Origin of the sequence: Mycolicibacterium neoaurum, from assembly GCF_036946495.1 — a bacterium.
Taxonomy (GTDB): Bacteria; Actinomycetota; Actinomycetes; order Mycobacteriales; family Mycobacteriaceae; genus Mycobacterium; species Mycobacterium neoaurum_B.
On sequence record NZ_JAQIIX010000001.1, the window covers coordinates 294,024 to 311,381 of the forward strand.

The 17,358-nt window shown below is 68.3% G+C and carries 18 protein-coding genes; 15 read left to right on the plus strand and 3 right to left on the minus strand.

Translation table 11 applies throughout. From position 1 onward, the window contains the following. Positions 1-60 precede the first annotated feature (60 nt). The 10 genes from PGN27_RS01275 to PGN27_RS01320 all read left to right on the plus strand — a co-directional run bounded on the left by PGN27_RS01275 (position 61) and on the right by PGN27_RS01320 (position 10,268). Complete coding sequence (locus PGN27_RS01275) at positions 61-255, plus strand: ubiquitin-like protein Pup (RefSeq protein ID WP_030135498.1); 195 nt, start codon at positions 61-63, stop codon at positions 253-255. After that, a complete protein-coding gene (gene prcB, locus PGN27_RS01280) occupies positions 252-1,100 on the plus strand; it encodes a proteasome subunit beta (RefSeq protein WP_335324453.1) in 849 nt (282 codons plus the stop codon). The genes PGN27_RS01275 and prcB overlap by 4 nt, the downstream gene beginning before the upstream one ends. Then, a complete protein-coding gene (prcA, locus tag PGN27_RS01285; RefSeq protein WP_335324454.1) occupies positions 1,100-1,933 on the plus strand; it encodes a proteasome subunit alpha in 834 nt (277 codons plus the stop codon). Before prcB ends, prcA begins: the two co-directional genes overlap by 1 nt. Before the next feature lie 103 nt (positions 1,934-2,036). Continuing rightward, positions 2,037-3,395, plus strand: a complete 1,359-nt coding sequence (gene pafA / locus PGN27_RS01290; RefSeq protein WP_335324455.1) for a Pup--protein ligase — start codon at positions 2,037-2,039, stop codon at positions 3,393-3,395. A gap of 51 nt (positions 3,396-3,446) precedes the next feature. Then, positions 3,447-4,451 (plus strand): helix-turn-helix transcriptional regulator, encoded by a 1,005-nt coding sequence (locus tag PGN27_RS01295; protein ID WP_335324456.1) that lies wholly within the window; start codon positions 3,447-3,449, stop codon positions 4,449-4,451. After that, entirely contained in the window at positions 4,448-5,398 is a 951-nt protein-coding gene (locus PGN27_RS01300) for a helix-turn-helix transcriptional regulator (RefSeq protein WP_335324457.1), read from the plus strand. The genes PGN27_RS01295 and PGN27_RS01300 overlap by 4 nt, the downstream gene beginning before the upstream one ends. Before the next feature lie 30 nt (positions 5,399-5,428). Beyond that, positions 5,429-5,683: a Sec-independent protein translocase subunit TatA gene (gene tatA, locus PGN27_RS01305; RefSeq protein WP_335325190.1), complete on the plus strand. Its 255-nt coding sequence runs from the start codon at positions 5,429-5,431 to the stop codon at positions 5,681-5,683. An 84-nt stretch (positions 5,684-5,767) separates the two neighbouring features. Further along, positions 5,768-6,724 (plus strand): twin-arginine translocase subunit TatC, encoded by a 957-nt coding sequence (gene tatC / locus PGN27_RS01310; protein WP_335324458.1) that lies wholly within the window; start codon positions 5,768-5,770, stop codon positions 6,722-6,724. Further along, positions 6,708-9,464 carry a DEAD/DEAH box helicase gene (locus tag PGN27_RS01315; protein ID WP_335324459.1) on the plus strand — a complete coding sequence of 919 codons (2,757 nt, stop codon included), beginning with the start codon at positions 6,708-6,710 and terminating at the stop codon, positions 9,462-9,464. The genes tatC and PGN27_RS01315 overlap by 17 nt, the downstream gene beginning before the upstream one ends. Positions 9,465-9,530: 66 nt before the next feature. Beyond that, positions 9,531-10,268: a DUF4333 domain-containing protein gene (locus tag PGN27_RS01320; RefSeq protein ID WP_335324460.1), complete on the plus strand. Its 738-nt coding sequence runs from the start codon at positions 9,531-9,533 to the stop codon at positions 10,266-10,268. A gap of 16 nt (positions 10,269-10,284) precedes the next feature. Here PGN27_RS01320 and PGN27_RS01325 read toward each other — a convergent pair whose 3' ends face one another. Further along, on the minus strand, positions 10,285-11,283 hold the full coding sequence (locus PGN27_RS01325) for a 5'-3' exonuclease (RefSeq protein WP_335324461.1): 999 nt from the start codon (positions 11,281-11,283) through the stop codon (positions 10,285-10,287). Positions 11,284-11,294: 11 nt separating this feature from the next. On the opposite strand from PGN27_RS01325, the gene PGN27_RS01330 reads away from it, so the two are divergent. Then, positions 11,295-12,464, plus strand: a complete 1,170-nt coding sequence (locus PGN27_RS01330; RefSeq protein WP_418888511.1) for a M24 family metallopeptidase — start codon at positions 11,295-11,297, stop codon at positions 12,462-12,464. Between the two features lie 9 nt (positions 12,465-12,473). On the opposite strand, the gene PGN27_RS01335 is transcribed toward PGN27_RS01330, so the two are convergent. Continuing rightward, complete coding sequence (locus tag PGN27_RS01335; RefSeq protein ID WP_030135486.1) at positions 12,474-12,887, minus strand: F420-dependent biliverdin reductase; 414 nt, start codon at positions 12,885-12,887, stop codon at positions 12,474-12,476. Between the two features lie 35 nt (positions 12,888-12,922). Here PGN27_RS01335 and PGN27_RS01340 point away from each other — a divergent pair, with 35 nt between their 5' ends. The 4 genes from PGN27_RS01340 to PGN27_RS01355 are packed head-to-tail and all read left to right on the plus strand — an operon-like array spanning position 12,923 to position 16,318. Next, a complete protein-coding gene (locus tag PGN27_RS01340) occupies positions 12,923-13,666 on the plus strand; it encodes a decaprenylphospho-beta-D-erythro-pentofuranosid-2-ulose 2-reductase (protein ID WP_335324463.1) in 744 nt (247 codons plus the stop codon). Continuing rightward, a complete protein-coding gene (gene cbiE / locus PGN27_RS01345; protein ID WP_335324464.1) occupies positions 13,663-14,835 on the plus strand; it encodes a precorrin-6y C5,15-methyltransferase (decarboxylating) subunit CbiE in 1,173 nt (390 codons plus the stop codon). Before PGN27_RS01340 ends, cbiE begins: the two co-directional genes overlap by 4 nt. Then, entirely contained in the window at positions 14,832-15,593 is a 762-nt protein-coding gene (gene cobM, locus PGN27_RS01350) for a precorrin-4 C(11)-methyltransferase (RefSeq protein ID WP_335324465.1), read from the plus strand. Before cbiE ends, cobM begins: the two co-directional genes overlap by 4 nt. Then, positions 15,593-16,318 (plus strand): cobalt-precorrin-6A reductase, encoded by a 726-nt coding sequence (locus PGN27_RS01355; protein WP_335324466.1) that lies wholly within the window; start codon positions 15,593-15,595, stop codon positions 16,316-16,318. The genes cobM and PGN27_RS01355 overlap by 1 nt, the downstream gene beginning before the upstream one ends. Here the strand turns inward: PGN27_RS01355 and PGN27_RS01360 are convergent. Further along, complete coding sequence (locus PGN27_RS01360) at positions 16,315-17,355, minus strand: phosphotransferase family protein (protein ID WP_335324467.1); 1,041 nt, start codon at positions 17,353-17,355, stop codon at positions 16,315-16,317. The genes PGN27_RS01355 and PGN27_RS01360 overlap by 4 nt on opposite strands. Positions 17,356-17,358 lie beyond the last annotated feature (3 nt).

Consider the following 17,358-nt stretch of genomic DNA (forward strand, 5'->3'; position numbering starts at 1 on the left):
AGTAATACCGGTGCCGACCGGTAATGTGAAAGAACCGGACAGAGCAATCAGGAGGCAGCGATGGCTCAGGAGCAGACCAAGCGTGGCGGTGGCGGCGGTGAGGACGATGACGTCACCGGCGCATCCGCGGCCGGGCAGGAGCGTCGCGAGAAGCTGGCCGAGGACACCGACGATCTGCTCGACGAGATCGACGACGTCCTCGAGGAGAACGCCGAAGATTTCGTGCGTGCCTATGTCCAAAAGGGCGGCCAGTGACGGCGTGGTCGAATAAGCCGGTCCCCACCAGTCTCGATATCACCAACACGCATCTGAACCTGTCGTCGTTCTCTGACTTTCTGAGCCGGCAGGCCCCGCAGCTGCTGCCGGGTGGACGCGAGGTGTCCGCCGGACCTGGCACGGAATTGCCGCACGGCACGACGATCGTGGCGCTCAAGTATCCCGGCGGTGTGTTGATCGCCGGTGATCGGCGGGCCACCCAGGGTCACATGATCGCCAGCCGCGATGTCCAAAAGGTGCACATCGCCGATGATTACGCGGCCACCGGGATCGCCGGTACGGCGGCCATCGCGGTCGAGTTCGCCCGGCTCTACGCCGTCGAACTGGAGCATTACGAGAAGGTCGAGGGTGTCCCGCTGACCTTCCGCGGCAAGGTGAACCGCCTGGCCACCATGGTGCGCGGCAACTTGGGTGCCGCGTTGCAGGGTTTCGTGGCGCTGCCACTGCTGGTTGCCTTCGACATAGACGATCCCGACGCCCGCAACGCCGGGCGCATCGTCTCCTTCGATGCCGCCGGCGGATGGAATATCGAGGAAGAGGGCTTCCAGTCGGTGGGCTCGGGTTCGCTGTTCGCGAAGTCCTCGATCAAGAAGCTGTATCCGCAGGTCAGCGATGCCGACTCGGCGTTGATGGCTGCCATCGAGGCGCTCTACGACGCCGCCGACGACGATTCGGCCACCGGCGGCCCGGATCTGGTGCGCGGTATCTACCCGACCGCGGTGCTGATCGGCGCCGAAGGAGCTGAGGAAGTGACCGAGGCCCGGATCGCCGATCTGGCCCGACAGGTCATCGAGAAGAGGACACGCGCGGGCGGTAACGGCTGATGAGTTTTCCCTATTTCATCTCGCCCGAGCAGGCGATGCGTGAGCGCTCCGAGCTTGCGCGCAAAGGTATTTCACGCGGGCGCAGCGTGGTGGTGCTGGCCTATGACAGCGGCGTGCTCTTCGTCGCGGAGAACCCGTCGCGCTCACTGCAGAAGGTCAGCGAGCTCTACGACCGGGTCGGGTTCGCCGCGGTCGGCCGGTTCAACGAGTTCGACAAGTTGCGGGTGGCCGGCATCCAGTTCGCCGATACCCGCGGTTATGCCTACGACCGTCGCGACGTGACCGGCCGTCAGCTGGCCAACGTCTACGCCCAGGCGCTGGGCACCATCTTCACCGAGCAGGCCAAGCCCTTCGAGGTGGAACTGTGCGTGGCCGAGGTGGCGCATCACGGCGAGTCGAAAGCTCCGGAGCTGTACCGCATCACCTACGACGGATCGATCGCCGACGAACCGCATTTCGTGGTGATGGGCGGCACCACCGAGCCGATCGCCACGGCGCTGGGGGAGTCCTACACCGAGAACGCCACGCTTGCCGAAGCCGTCACGATCGCGGTGAACGCCCTGCGCGCCGGTGGCAACGGGTCAGAACCCCGGGTGTTGGAGCCGTCGACCATGGAGGTCGCCATCCTCGATGCCAACCGGCCGCGCCGGGCGTTCCGGCGGATCACCGGTGCGGCGCTGGAGGCGCTGGTGCCCGGCACCGGCGAGCGAAGCGACGGGAAAACCAGCACCGGCGAGCGAAGCGACGGGAAAACCGGCACCGGCGAGCGAAGCGACGGGAAAACCGACACCGGCGAGGCCGGTGCCGGCAACCCCGACCAGCCGCTGGGGTAGACCGCAACGGCTGGTCTCGTCCGCGTTTCGCACGCACACCGAAAACGAACCGCGGGCCGGCCTTGCCCACCGATACCCGGACCCACCCCGTAAGCTCGATCGTGTGCAGCGACGGATCATGGGAATCGAGACAGAATTCGGCGTGACCTGCACCTTTCATGGTCACCGCCGGCTCAGCCCTGACGAGGTGGCACGCTATCTGTTCCGGCGGGTGGTGTCCTGGGGCCGCAGTTCCAACGTCTTTCTCCGCAACGGAGCCCGGCTGTACCTCGATGTCGGGTCGCATCCGGAGTACGCCACCGCCGAGTGTGACAACCTCGCCCAGCTGGTGACCCACGACCGTGCCGGGGAACGGGTGCTCGAGGACCTGCTTATCGACGCCGAGCAGCGCTTGGCCGACGAGGGTATCGGCGGCGACATCTACCTGTTCAAGAACAACACCGACTCGGCCGGAAACTCCTACGGCTGCCACGAGAACTATCTGATCGTGCGCGCCGGCGAGTTCTCCCGCATCTCCGATGTGCTCCTGCCGTTCCTGGTCACCCGGCAGTTGATCTGCGGGGCAGGCAAGGTGCTGCAGACCCCGAAGTCGGCCACCTTCTGCCTGTCTCAGCGCGCCGAACACATCTGGGAAGGCGTCTCGAGTGCGACGACCCGTTCCCGCCCCATCATCAACACCCGCGACGAGCCGCACGCCGACGCCGAGAAGTACCGCAGGCTGCATGTGATCGTCGGCGATTCCAACATGAGCGAGTCGACGACCATGTTGAAGGTCGGCACCGCGTCGCTGGTGCTGGAGATGATCGAGGCGGGGGTGGCCTTCCGCGACTTCTCGCTGGACAATCCGATCCGCGCCATCCGCGAGGTCAGTCACGATCTGACCGGCCGTCGACCGGTGCGCCTCGCCGGTGGCAGGCAGGCCAGCGCCCTGGACATCCAGCGCGAGTACTACGCCCGGGCGGTGGAGTACTTGCAGACCCGCGAGCCCAATACCCAGATCGAGCAGGTCGTCGATCTGTGGGGCCGCCAGCTCGACGCGGTCGAGAGCCAGGACTTCGCCAAGGTCGACACCGAGATCGACTGGGTGATCAAGCGCAAACTGTTCCAGCGCTATCAGGATCGCTACAACATGGAGCTCTCCGATCCGAAGATCGCCCAACTGGATCTGGCGTACCACGACATCAAACGCGGACGTGGGGTGTTCGACCTGCTGCAGCGCAAGGGGCTGGCGGCACGGATCACCACCGATGAGGACATCGACGCCGCGGTCAACACCCCGCCGCAGACCACCCGCGCCAAGCTGCGTGGCGAATTCATCAGCGCCGCACAGGAAGCGGGCCGCGACTTCACCGTCGACTGGGTGCACCTCAAACTCAACGACCAGGCGCAGCGCACCGTGTTGTGCAAGGACCCGTTCCGGTCTGTCGACGAACGGGTCAAGCGACTCATCGCCAGCATGTGATGGGCACGTCGCGCGCGGTCGCGGCGGTCGGCACCCCCTAAGCTGCTTCAGGTGGCGACGTCCAAGGTCGAGAGACTGATGAACCTGGTGATCGCGCTGCTGTCCACCAGCTCGTATCTGACGGCGGAGAAGATCCGCAAGAACGTGGCCGGGTACTCTGACAGCCCCTCGGACGAGGCGTTCTCGCGGATGTTCGAGCGGGACAAGAACGAACTGCGTGATCTGGGCATTCCGCTCGAAACCGGCAAGGTGTCGTCCTTCGATGCCACCGAGGGCTACCGGATCAACCGGCAGGCCTACGCGTTGCCGCCGGTCGAGCTGACGGCGGAGGAGTCGGCCGCGGTGGCGGTCGCGACGCAGCTGTGGCAATCCCCGGAGCTGGTCACGGCAACCCAGAGCGCGCTGCTGAAGCTGCGGGCGGCCGGTGTCGAGGTGGACTCCGAGGATGTCGGGGTGGCGATCAGCTCGACGGCGACGCTGCCCGGCCTGCGCGGGTCAGAGGAGGCGCTCGGCGTACTGCTCTCGGCGACGAACTCGGGGCGGGTGGTGCAGTTCGAGCATCGACAGAGCCGCAACGACCCTTACCGGACGCGCACGCTGGAGCCCTGGGGGGTGGTGACCCATCGCGGCCGCTGGTACGTCGTCGGTCACGACCGGGATCGCGCCGATACCCGGACGTTCCGGCTGTCGCGTATCGGGCCCGGCGCCAAGGCCGTCGGGCCGGCCGGTGCGGTCACTGTCCCCGACGACGTGAACCTGCGCGAGATCGTGGCACGCGCGGTGGCCGATGTCCCCACCGGTGAGCGGGCCCGGGTGTGGATCGCCGACGGCCGGGCCACGGCGCTGCGCAGGCAGGCGACCGCGGCGCGCCCCATGTCCTGGCGGGGCAGGCAAGGCGAGGAGATCACGGTCGACATCGGGATGTTCGACCGCCTCGGCCGTGAGATCGCCAGTTACGGCACCGATGCCGTCGCCCTCGATCCACCCTCGCTGCGCGACGATGTGCTTGCCCGGCTGCGCGCCCACGCCGGTGCGCCGAGCGAGGAGGCGGTGTGACAACCCAGGTCTCCACCCGGCTGGTCCGGCTGTTGAACATGGTCCCGTATTTCAAGGCCAATCCACGGGTCACCCGGGATGAGGCGGCGGCCGCGCTGGGCGTCACCCGCAAACAACTCGATGCCGATCTCGAGCAGCTCTGGCTGTGTGGGCTTCCCGGCTACGGTCCCGGCGATCTGATCGATTTCGACTTCACCGGGGACACCATCGAGGTGACCTTCGCCGCCGGTGTCGACCACCCGTTGCGGCTGACCTCCACCGAGGCGACCGGCGTGCTGGTCGCCCTGCGTGCGCTGCTGGACGTGCCGGGCATGGTGGACCCGCAGGCGGCCCGCAGCGCCATCGCCAAGATCGAATCGGCGGCCGGAGCGGCAGCCGCGGCGGACACGGTCGACCTCGCCGAACCCGAGAGCGCATCGGCAACGGCGGTCCGGGAGGCCACCCGCACCGGCCGGGCGCTGGAACTGGAGTATCACTCGGCCTCGCACGACACCGTCTCCAGCCGCACGGTGGATCCGATCCGCGTGGTGCTGATCAGCGATCGCAGTTATCTGGAGGCCTGGTGCCGCAGCGCCGAGGGCGTGCGGCTGTTCCGTTTCGACCGGATCGTCTCGGCGCGAGTTCTCGACGAGCCGTCCAGGCCACCGGCCCCGGCCGTCGCCGCGGGCCCCGACACCGCGCTGTTCGATGCCGACCCGGCGCTGCCCTCGGCGACGCTGCTGATCGACAGGTCGGCAGGGTGGATGTTCGACTATTACCCGCTGCGCGTGCTGGCCGAGCTTGCCGACGGTGCCTGCGAGGCGGCCATGACCTACGCTTCGCTGGAATGGATGGCCCGCTTCGTTCTGGGCTTCGGGTCCGCGGTGCGCGTACTGCACCCACCCGAGCTCGCCGACCGGGTCCGCCAGACCGCCGCGGCAGCGGTGCTCGCGTACGAAGACGAGTAGACTCGACCACAATCTCTGGAGGTGTTTGAATTGGGCGGTCTTCAACCGTGGCACTGGCTCATCGTGATTGCGGCGTTCATCCTGCTCTTCGGTGCCAAGAAGCTCCCGGACGCGGCGCGCTCGCTGGGTAAGTCGATGCGCATCTTCAAGTCCGAGATCAAGGAGATGCAGGCGGACGGCGACAAGCCGAGCACTCCGCTGCCCGAGAGCAGCGGCCCGGCCACCCCGGTCAGCTCGGAGCGGGTCGACACCGCCGAGCAGTCCACCGACAAACGACCGGCCTAGACTGCTGCAGTCCGTCCCACCCGCGGCGCGACGTCGCCATGATGTCGCGGGCGGATCTCGCCTGCACCGACGTTAAGGCTGCCCGTGCCGACCCCCGGAATCTTCTCACGACTCAACCCGCGCAACGGCCGCATGCCGGGGCGCAAGCGTGCAAACCCCGACGGCACCATGTCGTTGGTCGACCATCTGTCCGAGCTGCGTAACCGGCTGCTGATCGCGGTCCTCGCGGTGCTGCTGACCACCATTTTCGGTTTCATCTGGTACACCCACGGTTTCTTCGGGTTCCACAGCCTCGGCGAATGGTTGCGGGGGCCGTACTGTTCGCTTCCCGAATCGGCGCGCGCGACGATCGCGCCGGACGGGCAATGCCGGCTCTTGGCCACCGGCCCCTTCGATCAGTTCATGCTGCGGTTGAAGGTGGCACTGACCGCAGGCGTCGTGCTGGCCTGTCCGGTCTGGCTCTATCAACTCTGGGCGTTCATCACACCGGGCCTGTACAAGAAGGAACGCCGTTTCGGGATCGCCTTCGTCACCGTCGGCGGTGTGCTGTTCATCGGCGGGGCCGTGCTTGCCTATGTTGTGCTCTCCACCGCGTTGAGCTTCCTGCTCACGGTCGGCAGCGATGTCCAGGTGACGGCGCTCTCCGGTGAGCAGTACTTCGGATTCCTGATCAACCTGCTGCTGGTGTTCGGTATCAGCTTCGAATTCCCGCTGTTGATCATCATGCTGAACCTGATCGGTGTGCTGACCTATGCGCGGTTGAAGGAATGGCGACGCGGGCTGATCTTCGCGCTGTTCGTGTTCGCCGCCTTCGCCACCCCCGGCTCGGACCCCTTCTCGATGTTGGCGCTGGCACTGGCCTTGTCCCTGCTGCTCGAATTCGCCATCCAGATCGCCCGTATCCACGACAAGCGCAAGGCCAAGCGGGAAGCGCTGGCCGATGTGCCCGAGGACCAGGCGGCGCCCATCCCCGCTGCCGAACCGATCGACCGGCCGGCACCGGTATCCGCGCAGACGCTGATCGATGACGACGCCACCTGAGGCCGGACCGGAGCTGCGGGCATTCGCCGCACAGCTCCCGTTCGATCTCGACGGATTCCAGTTGCGCGGCTGTGCCGCGCTCGAGGCAGGTCACGGGGTCCTGGTGTGCGCCCCCACCGGAGCGGGCAAGACGGTGGTCGGCGAGTTCGCCGTGCACCTGGCGCTCGCCGCAGGCCGCAAGTGCTTCTACACCACCCCGATCAAGGCGCTGAGCAATCAGAAACACGCCGATCTGGTGCGTCGCTACGGCCAGGACAAGATCGGTCTGCTGACCGGTGACCAGTCCGTCAACGGTGACGCCCCCGTGGTGGTGATGACCACCGAAGTGTTGCGCAATATGCTCTACGCCAATTCCGATGCGCTGCATGGTCTTTCCCATGTGGTCATGGATGAGGTGCACTTCCTTGCCGACCGGATGCGTGGCGCGGTGTGGGAGGAGGTGATCCTGCACCTGCCGGAGGAGGTGCGGCTGGTCAGCCTGTCGGCGACGGTGAGCAATGCCGAGGAATTCGGTGGCTGGATCCAGACCGTGCGCGGCGACACGACCGTGGTCGTCGACGAGCACCGCCCGGTACCGCTGTCGCAGCACATGATGGTGGGCAAGCGGCTGTTCGACCTCTTCGCCGGCTCCGATCACACGCTGGTCGACCAGGATCTGATCCGGCATATCGCCCACCGGCGCGAAGCCGAGCGACTGACCGATTTCTCCCCGCGCGGCCGCGGTCGCGGTCGCGGTCGTCAGCAGGGCAGGCCGACGTTGAACCGGCCACCGTCCCGACCCGATGTCATCACCACACTCGATGCCGAAGGTCTGCTGCCGGCCATCACCTTCGTGTTCTCCAGGGCCGGCTGTGATGCCGCGGTCAAGCAGTGCCTTCGCTCGCCGCTGCGGCTGACCACCGATGAGGACCGCGCCCGGATCGCCGAGGTCATCGACCGCCGCTGCGCCGACCTGCAGGACTCGGACCTGTCGGTGCTCGGCTACTACGAATGGCGTGAGGGGCTGCTGCGCGGGTTGGCCGCACACCACGCGGGCATGCTGCCGGTGTTCCGGCACACCGTGGAGGAGCTGTTCACCGCGGGCCTGACCAAGGCGGTGTTCGCCACCGAGACGCTGGCGCTGGGCATCAACATGCCGGCCCGCACCGTGGTGCTCGAACGTCTGGTCAAATACAACGGTGAGCAACACGCTCCGCTGACGCCGGGGGAGTACACCCAGCTGACCGGCCGAGCCGGAAGGCGCGGGATCGACGTCGAGGGCCACGCGGTGGTGCTGTGGCATCCCGATGATGTCGCCGCCGACCCGGCCGAGGTGGCGGGGTTGGCCTCCACGCGCACGTTCCCGTTGAAGAGCTCGTTCGCCCCGACCTACAACATGACCATCAATCTGGTCGGACAGCTGGGACCCGACCAGGCGCGCAGCCTGCTGGAACGGTCATTCGCCCAGTTCCAGGCGAATCGTTCGGTCGTCGGACTGGTACGCGGCCTGTCGCGCGGGGAGAAGATGCTGACCGACCTGGCCGCCGAGATGGGCGCCCAGCCGGGGAAGAAGACCGAACCGCCGGTGCTGGAGTACGCCCGCCTGCGCGCGGCGATCTCGGCGCGTGAGCGCGCCCAGTCCAGGGCCTCACGGATGCAGCGTCGGCGCGCCGCCGATGACGCCCTGACCGCCCTGCGGCGCGGCGACATCATCAACATCACCAACGGGCGTCGCGGTGGGCTGGCCGTCGTGTTGGAACCGGCCCGAGACACCGACGATCCCCGGCCGCTGGTGCTGACCGAGCACCGCTGGGCCGGCCGCATCTCGTCGGCGGATTACTCCGGTGGCTCCGCGCCGCTGGGATCGATGCAGCTGCCCAAGCGTGTCGAGCACCGCCAACCCCGGGTGCGCCGCGACCTGGCCTCGGCGCTGCTGTCGGCGGCGGCCGGGCTCGATGTGCCCAGCAGGCACCGGGCCGGTCGTGGTGAACCCGATGTCGATCCCGAACTGGTGACGCTGCGCGATCAGCTGCGTCGGCACCCCGTGCACAGTGCCGGCGACCGCGAGGACAAGGTTCGGTTGGCCGAACGCTATCTGCGTATCGAGCGGGACAACGAGCAGATCCGCCAGAAGGTCGCGGCCGCCACGAACTCGTTGGCCCGCACCTTCGACAGGATCCTGGTACTGCTATGCGAGCGCGGTTTCGTGGACCGTACCGGCGACACGCCGAAAGTCACCGAGGACGGTCGGCTGCTGGCGCGGATCTACAGCGAGAGCGACCTTTTGGTGGCCGAGTGTCTACGTCGCGGGGTGTGGGACGGGCTCGGTCCCGCCGAGCTGGCCGGTGTCCTCTCGGCGGTCCAGTTCGAATCCCGCGGGGACGGGTCGGCACCGCAGGGCATGCGCATCCCGACCGCGAATCTGCGCAAGGCGCTGGCGGCGACTCGACGGCTGTCGGCCGATATCCGCAGTGATGAACAGCGCCAACGCATCACAGCGAGCCGTGAGCCCGACGACGGTTTCGTCGCGGCCATCCACCAGTGGGCCACCACCGGCGATCTGGCTTCCGCGCTGGCGGCCTCCGATGTCAACGGCAACGGATCGGTGTTGTCCGCCGGTGATTTCGTGCGGTGGTGCCGTCAGGTGCTCGATCTGCTCGACCAGGTTCGGATCACCGCGCCGGAGCCGACGCTGCGGGCATCGGCGAAACGCGCCATCAACGACATTCGACGCGGCGTCGTTGCAGTTGATGCAGGGTAGTGTGACGGCGTGGATCCGCGGCGGCGGGTCACATAGACCAGAACGAGCTCGGATCAAGGAGACACGATGAGCGGACCGCAGGGATCTGACCCCACGCAGGCGTGGTCGGGTCAGCCGCCGCAGTCCGGCGGAAACCCGCCCTCCGGTGACCAACCCGCCTGGCAGCCGCCTCAGAACCCGGAACAGCCCGGTCACGACGCGCCGGCCTGGGGCCAGCCGCCGGCCTATCAGCCACCGCAGGGTTATCCGCAGTATCAGCAGCCGGGTCAGCCCGCCTATGGTCAGCCGCAGCAGTACCCGCAGCCCGACCAGTACGGCCAGCAGCCCACGGCCTATGCACCGCAGGGTTACCCGCAGCAGTACGGCCAGCCCTACGGCCAGCAGCCCCAGTACGGCCAGCCCGGCCAGTACGACCCGCAGCAGCAGTACCCGCCCTACGGCCAGCCTGGACCCGAAGAGGGTTCGAAGAAGTCGCTGGCCGTCATCGGCAGCGTCCTCGGCGGTCTCGCGCTGGTGGTCATCATCGCGGTGCTGGTACTCGGCTTCTGGAAGCCGGGATTCTTCGTGACCACCACGCTGGACGTGGACGCCGCCCAGACCGGTGTGCAGCAGATCCTCACCGATGAAGCCAACGGCTACGGCGCCAAGAACGTCAAGGACGTCACCTGCAACGGCGGTGTCAGCCCCGAGGTGAAGAAGGGCGACACCTTCACCTGCCAGGTGAGCATCGACGGCACCAAGCGCCAGGTCACCGTGACCTTCCAGGACGACAACGGCACCTATGAGGTCGGCCGCCCGAAGTAACCGACGCCCGCGGGACTCAGGAAGGCAGCGTGTCCAGTGCCTTCTGCAACCGCGCGATCGAGGACTGCACACCGAACTCCTCGGCCAGCGCGACCACGCGCGCCGGGTCGGCGGCGGCCAGCGGTAGCGCGTCGCCGTCCCCGGACAGCGTCACCGGCGCATCGAGCGCCACCCGGACCACCGGCTCGGCGGCGGCGATGTAATCCGAGGCGGCCAGCAGCTTCTTGCGTTGTGCCGTCGGCACACTCGACGAGGGGTCGGCCGCTGCGGCGATGATGGACTCCAGAGATCCGTGCTGGGCCAGCAGCGTCGCGGCGGTCTTCTCACCGATACCGGCCACCCCTGGCAATCCGTCGGAGGGATCACCGCGCAGCAACGCCAGTTCGGCGTAGGCGGGCCCGGCCCGGTCGACCGGAACGTGATAGGTCTCGGCGACCTCGGTGGGCCCGAACAGCACCGCCTTGGCCAAGCCACGCCCGATGTAGAAGACCCGCACCGGTACCGGTTCGTCGCGCACCAACTGGAGCAGGTCGCGGTCGCCGCTGACCACCACCACCGGGTCCTGCTTCTCCGCGGCGGCCAGGGTGCCCAACACATCGTCGGCCTCGTATCCGGGGGCACCGGCCGTGGCGATCCCGAACGCGTCGAGCATCGCCATGATCATGTCGACCTGCGGCGTCAGCTCGTCGGGGACCTCCTCGACGTCTGGGGTGCCGGCGGGCAGAGCTTCCTCGACTCGGTGGGCCTTGTACGACGGGATGCGGTCCACTCGCCACTGCGGGCGCCAGTCGAGGTCAAGGCACACCACCAGCCGGCCGGGCCGGTGCGTGGTGACCAGCGCGGCGATGTTGTCGATGAACCCGCGCAACGCGTTGACCGGGCGCCCGTCGGGAGCGGTGATCGAGGACGGCACACCGAAGAAGGACCGGAACCACATGCTGGCACCGTCGAGGAGCAGGACGGGGCGGTCCCCCGGGGCGAGCGTTGCGGTGCGGAGAGATCCGGAGTCGGGCATCGCACTAGCCTATGGGTATGGCCAACGCCGGGGACACCACCCGTTTCAGCACCGATGTCTACGCCCGCCGGCTACGTGATGCCGCCGCAGGCGCCGCCACTGCCGGATTGTCCGGGCTGATCATCACGCCCGGCTACGACCTGCGGTATCTGACCGGCTCGCGCGCGCAGACCTTCGAACGACTGACCGCGCTGGTGCTGCCTGCCGACGGGTCGACGCCCACGGTGGTGGTGCCGCGCCTGGAACTGGCCGCGCTGCGCGAGTCCGCCATCCCCGAACTCGGTGTGACGGTGCGGGACTGGGTCGACGGCGAGGATCCTTACGCGTTGGTGGCCGCGGCTCTCGGAGCGGGTGGGGCCGGCGCAGCGACAGGTGACGGGCCGGCGACGGCGGTCACCGACTCGATGCCCGCTCTGCACCTGCTGCCGCTGGCCGATATCCTCGGCCGGGTTCCGGTGCTGGCCACCGAGGTGTTGCGTCGGTTGCGGATGGTCAAGGACGAGAGCGAGATCGACGCGCTGCGCAAGGCCGGTGCGGCCATCGACCGGGTGCACGCCCGCGTGCCGGATTTCCTCGTGCCCGGGCGCACCGAGGCCGAGGTGGCGGCCGATATCGCCGAAGCCATTGTCGCCGAGGGACATTCGGAGGTGGCGTTCATCATCGTCGGATCCGGTCCCAACGGTGCCGACCCACACCACGAATGCTCCGAGCGGGTGTTGTGCGCCGGCGATATCGTCGTCGTCGACATCGGTGGGCCGTACGCTCCCGGCTACAACTCCGACTCCACCCGCACCTACAGCCTCGGCGCGCCCGATGCCGAGGTGGCCCGGCAGTACGCGGTGCTCGAGCGTGCGCAGGCCGAGGCCGTCGCGGCGGTGCGTCCCGGCATCACCGCCGAGGCGGTCGACGCCGTCGCTCGTGATGTGCTCGCCGCAGCGGGCCTTGCCGAGGCGTTCGTGCACCGCACCGGTCACGGCATCGGCCTGTCGGTGCACGAGGAGCCCTATATCGTCACGGGCAACGACATCATCCTGGAGACCGGAATGGCCTTCTCGGTGGAGCCCGGCATCTACTTCGCCGGGAAGTGGGGAGCCCGCATCGAGGACATCGTGATCGTCACCGAGGATGGGGTCGAGTCGGTGAACAACCGGCCGCACGAGCTGGTCATCGTTCCGGTGTAGCTCCGGTGCTCAGCTCTCGCTGCGGTCCAGCAACGACGACGAGCCGAGCACCCGTTCGATGCGCACCGTGATGACCACTCGACGCGGATTGACCCGCGGGGTCCGATAGCGCTGCGCATAACGCAATTCGGCATCCCGGACGTCGTCGGGGTCACCGCTGACGGTGGCCGTACCCTCCAGCGACAACCAGCGCGCACCGTCGACCTGGCTCAGCACGGCCACGCCGCGCTCTTTGGCGTTGACAGCCTTCTGCGATCCACCGGTGGTGATGACACGCGCAAGATGGGTGGTCGGGTCGAAGGTGAACCCGACGGCCACCACATGCGGTGAATTGTCACCCCGCAGCGTGGTCAGCATGGCCAGATGACGCTCGGTCAGGAATGCCAGTGCGTCATTGGTCAGTCGTGTGGTTGCCTTGCCCATCGGGGTCCACGCTAGCGCAGGACATAATCACAGCCATGAAGGACACGGGGCTCGTCGTGATTTTCGGCGGGCGCAGCGAGATCGGTCTGGAGATCGCGACGCGTTTGGCACCGGCCAGGTCGGTGGTGCTGGCCGCCCGGCGGTCTGGAACCCTGACCGCCGAAGCCGACGCGGTACGGGCGGCCGGGGCGGCGCAGGTGCACACCGTCGAGTTCGACGCCGACGATCTGGGCTCGCACGGCGGGCTCATCGCGGCGTTGGTCGCCGAACACGGGCCCATCGACGTGGCGGTGTTGGCCTTCGGCATCCTCGGCGATCAGCACCGGGCCGAGAGCGATTCCGCGCATGCAGCGCAGATCGCCCACACCGATTACGTCGCCCAGGTCAGTCTGCTGACCGAACTCGCCGCCACCATGCGGTCGGCCGGCGCCGGGACCATCCTGACCTTCTCTTCGATCGCCGGGGTCCGCGTGCGCCGCGCGAACTACGTCTACGGCTCGGCGAAGGCCGGTCTGGACGGCTTCTGCTCCGGACTGGCACAGGCACTGCACGGTTCGGGCGTCCGGTTGCTGGTGATCCGTCCCGGGTTCGTCATCGGCCGGATGACCGAGGGGATGGCGCCGGCACCGTTCTCCAGCACCCCGGCGCAGGTCGCCGATGCCGCGGTACGGGCGCTGTCCGGCAGGCGACGGCGGGTTTGGGTGCCGTGGCAGGTTGGAGGGATCGCCGCGGTGTTCCGCCTTCTTCCCGCCCCGATCTGGCGGAGGCTGCCACGATGAGTGCACGGATCGTGGTGGTCGGCATCGGTGCCGACGGGATGGCCGGACTCTCGCCGGTATCGGCAGCCGAACTACGCGGCGCCACCGTCGTTTACGGCTCCGGTCGACAGCTCGACATGCTGGATGAGAGCATCTGCGCCCAGCGCAGGCAGTGGCCCTCACCCCTGTTGGACGCATTGCCCACGATGTTCGACGGTCTGGACACCGTGCACGTCGTCGCCTCGGGAGACCCGATGCTGCACGGGATCGGGGCCACGTTGATCCGGGTGTTCGGCGCCGATGCCGTCCGCGTCCTGCCCCATGTGTCGTCGGTGACGCTGGCGTGCGCGCGGCTGGGCTGGCCCGCGCAGGAGACCGAGGTGATCAGTCTGGTCACCGCAGACCCCGTGACGGCGGTACGCCGGGGTGGCCGGGCCGTCGTGCTCAGCCGCGACGGCGACACACCCGCCACACTGGCCCGGCTGTTGACCGAAACCGACCGCGGCGAGTCCGAATTCATCGTGTTGGAGAACCTCGGTGGCCCGGATGAACGCATCACCCGGAGCACGGCAGACACCTTCACCGCGCATGTCGACGACCTCAACGTGGTCGCGGTGCGGTACCTGCCCGATATGCGCCGCGCACACGCGCTGCCCGACGAATCGTTCGCCCACGACGGACAGATCACCAAGCAGTCCATCCGGGCCGTCACGCTGGCCACGCTCGGTCCACGCCCCGGCGAACTGCTCTGGGACGTCGGATCCGGATCGGGTAGCGTCGCGGTCGAATGGTGCCGCAGCGCCCCTGGATGCCGGGCTGTGGCCTTCGAGCGAGATGCCGACCGCCGCAACCGGATCACGATGAACGCGGCCGCCTTCGGGGTGCGCATCGACGTGCGATCCGCGGCACCGGAGCCCTTCGGTGATGTGGCGCCCCCGGCGGCGATGTTCGTCGGGGGAGGCGTGACGCAGCCCGGGCTGATCGAGGCCTGTGTCGACCGACTGCCCCGCCAGGGCAGGCTGGTGGTCAATGCCGTGACGGTGGAGTCCGAAGCCGCACTGGCACAGTGGTACGCACAGAAGGGTGGCGAGTTGCGACGTTTTCAGCACTATCACGGTGGGCCGGTGGGTGGCTTCACCGCGTGGCGCCCGGCGCTGCCGGTCACCCAGTGGGCCTGGGTGAAACCGTGACCGTCTATTTCATCGGGGCCGGTCCCGGGGCGGCCGACCTGATCACCGTGCGCGGACAACGGCTGCTCGGGCAGAGCCCGGTATGCCTGTACGCCGGTTCGATCATGCCGCCGGACCTGTTGGCGTTCTGCCCGCCGGGAGCGCGGGTGATCGACACCGGACCGCTGACGCTGGATCAGATCATCGACGAGATCGCCGCCGCCGACGGCGCCGGACACGATGTGGCCCGGCTGCATTCGGGCGATCCGTCGCTGTACTCCGCACTCGCCGAGCAATGCCGCAGGCTGGACGCGCTCGGCATCGGCTACGAGGTCGTGCCGGGAGTGCCCGCGTTCGCCGCGGCCGCCGCGGCGCTCGGGCGCGAGTTGACGGTGCCCGGGGTGGCGCAGACGGTCACCTTGAGCAGGGTCGCCACGCTGTCGACCGCCATGCCCGAGGGCGAATCGCTGGCGGCGCTGTCGGCACCGGGCGCCACTCTGGTGCTGCACCTGGCCGCCGCCCAGGCCGAGTCCATCGTCGCCGAGCTCACCGCTCCGGACGCCGGGTATACCACCGAAACGCCCTGTGCGGTGGTGGCATACGCCAGCTGGCCTGCCGAACAGGTGGTGCGCTGCCAGCTCGGGGAGTTGGCCGAGCGGTTGCGCGCAGCCGGCATAACCAAGACCGCGGTCATCATCGTCGGAGATGTCCTCGGCGCACAGGGGTTCACCGACAGCTATCTGTACTCGACGGGGCGCCGGCGGGGGAGTCGACACTAGTGCGGGTCTTGCTACTCGGTGGAACCGGCGAGGCCCGCGACCTGGCTGCCCGACTACATCCCGAGGTCGCGGTCATCAGTTCGTTGGCAGGCCGGGTGCCCGACCCCGCGTTGCCGGTCGGCGAAGTGCGCATCGGCGGATTCGGCGGTGCGGACGGATTGGCCGGCTGGCTGACCGACAACGGCATCACCCTGGTCGTGGACGCCACCCATCCGTTCGCGGCCACCATCACCGCGAACGCGGCGCGCGCGGCGGCGATGGTGGGTGTACCGCATGTCGTCCTGGCCCGCCCGGGCTGGCCGCACGGTGACGCCATCGTCGTGCCCGATGACGGCGCGGCGGCACAGACGGTGGCCCGTCGCCGATACCGGCGGGTGTTCCTCACGACCGGCCGCTCGGGGACCGCCGCCTTCCGCGGCGTCGACGCATGGTTCCTGATCCGCGCCGTCACGCCGCCCGAACCCGAGCTGCTTCCGGATCGCCACCGACTGGTGCTCTCGCGCGGGCCCTACCATCTGGCCGACGAGCTGAAACTCCTGCGCGACAACGGTATCGACGCGCTGGTCACCAAGAACAGCGGTGGTGCGATGACGCAGGCCAAACTCGATGCCGCCGGCCAGGCAGGCGTGCCGGTGATCATGGTGGACCGCCCGGCCTTGCCCGACGGGGTGGCCAGCGTGCACACCGTCGACGCGGCGGTCGACTGGGTGCACGCCCGGCGCTAGATCAGGGCCAGGGTGTCCAGTTCGCGGATGGCGCGGCAGGACCGTCGGGCCATGGCCACCATCATCTCGTCGCCGCGGTCGGTGGAGGTCGCGAAGGCGACCCCGAACGCGATGATCAGCGGCGCCTGCAGCATGCCCAGACGGTAATCACGCCAACAGGTTTCGACGTCGTAATCGGTGACGCCGAGCTCGGTCAGCGCGGCATGGTACTCGGCGACCAGATCCTGCTCGGCCGCCGCGCGGACCTCGGGATCCAGACTGGTTCCGGTGAAGTACGCCAGATCGCGGGCGGGCAGTCCGACGGCGAGGGTCTGCCAGTCGACGATCGTCACGGTAGAACGAGCCGGGTCGAAGAGCATGTTGTCCAGGCGGTAGTCGCCGTGCAACAGCCCGAACCGGCCCGGTTCGGTCAGCAGCCAGGGTGTCACCATGGCCAGCGCCGCCGCCAGGGTCGCGCGATCATCTGCGGTCATCCGGTCCCCGAGTCGTTCCAGGGTGGCCTCGGCGGCCATCTTCGCCAGATCGCCCATCCCGGCTGCCATCGCGGCGTCGGGCTTGGGCATCGGGATTCCGGGTAAGCCTGTCAGCTCGGGGTTGCACCAGCTCGGCGCGTGCAGGCCGGCCAGCGCGCGTGCCCCGAGCGCAGCCTCCTCGGGACTGCAGCCTGCGATCTGGTCACCCTGTTCGGCCGGTGCCAGATCTGCCAGCAGCAGCACGAAATCGCCTCCGTCGGGGCCGATATCGCAGTGGTAGTGGCGTGGGACCGGTACCTGCACCCGGTCGGCGATCCCGGTATAGAACGCATGCTCTGATCGATAGCCCAGGGCGACCCGATCGCGGACGGCATCTTCCTGTGCGGACAGCTTCACGGCAAAGGTGGTGGGCAGCTCGGCAGCGTCGGCGTAGCCGAGCCGCACGCGGTAGGTCGCACCGGTCTGGCCCGTACCGATTGGGGTGATGTCGACACTGTCGACAGGTGCGCCGAGCACACCGGTCAGCCAATCCGCCGTCACGTCATCGGGAGTACGCGGGATCACCAG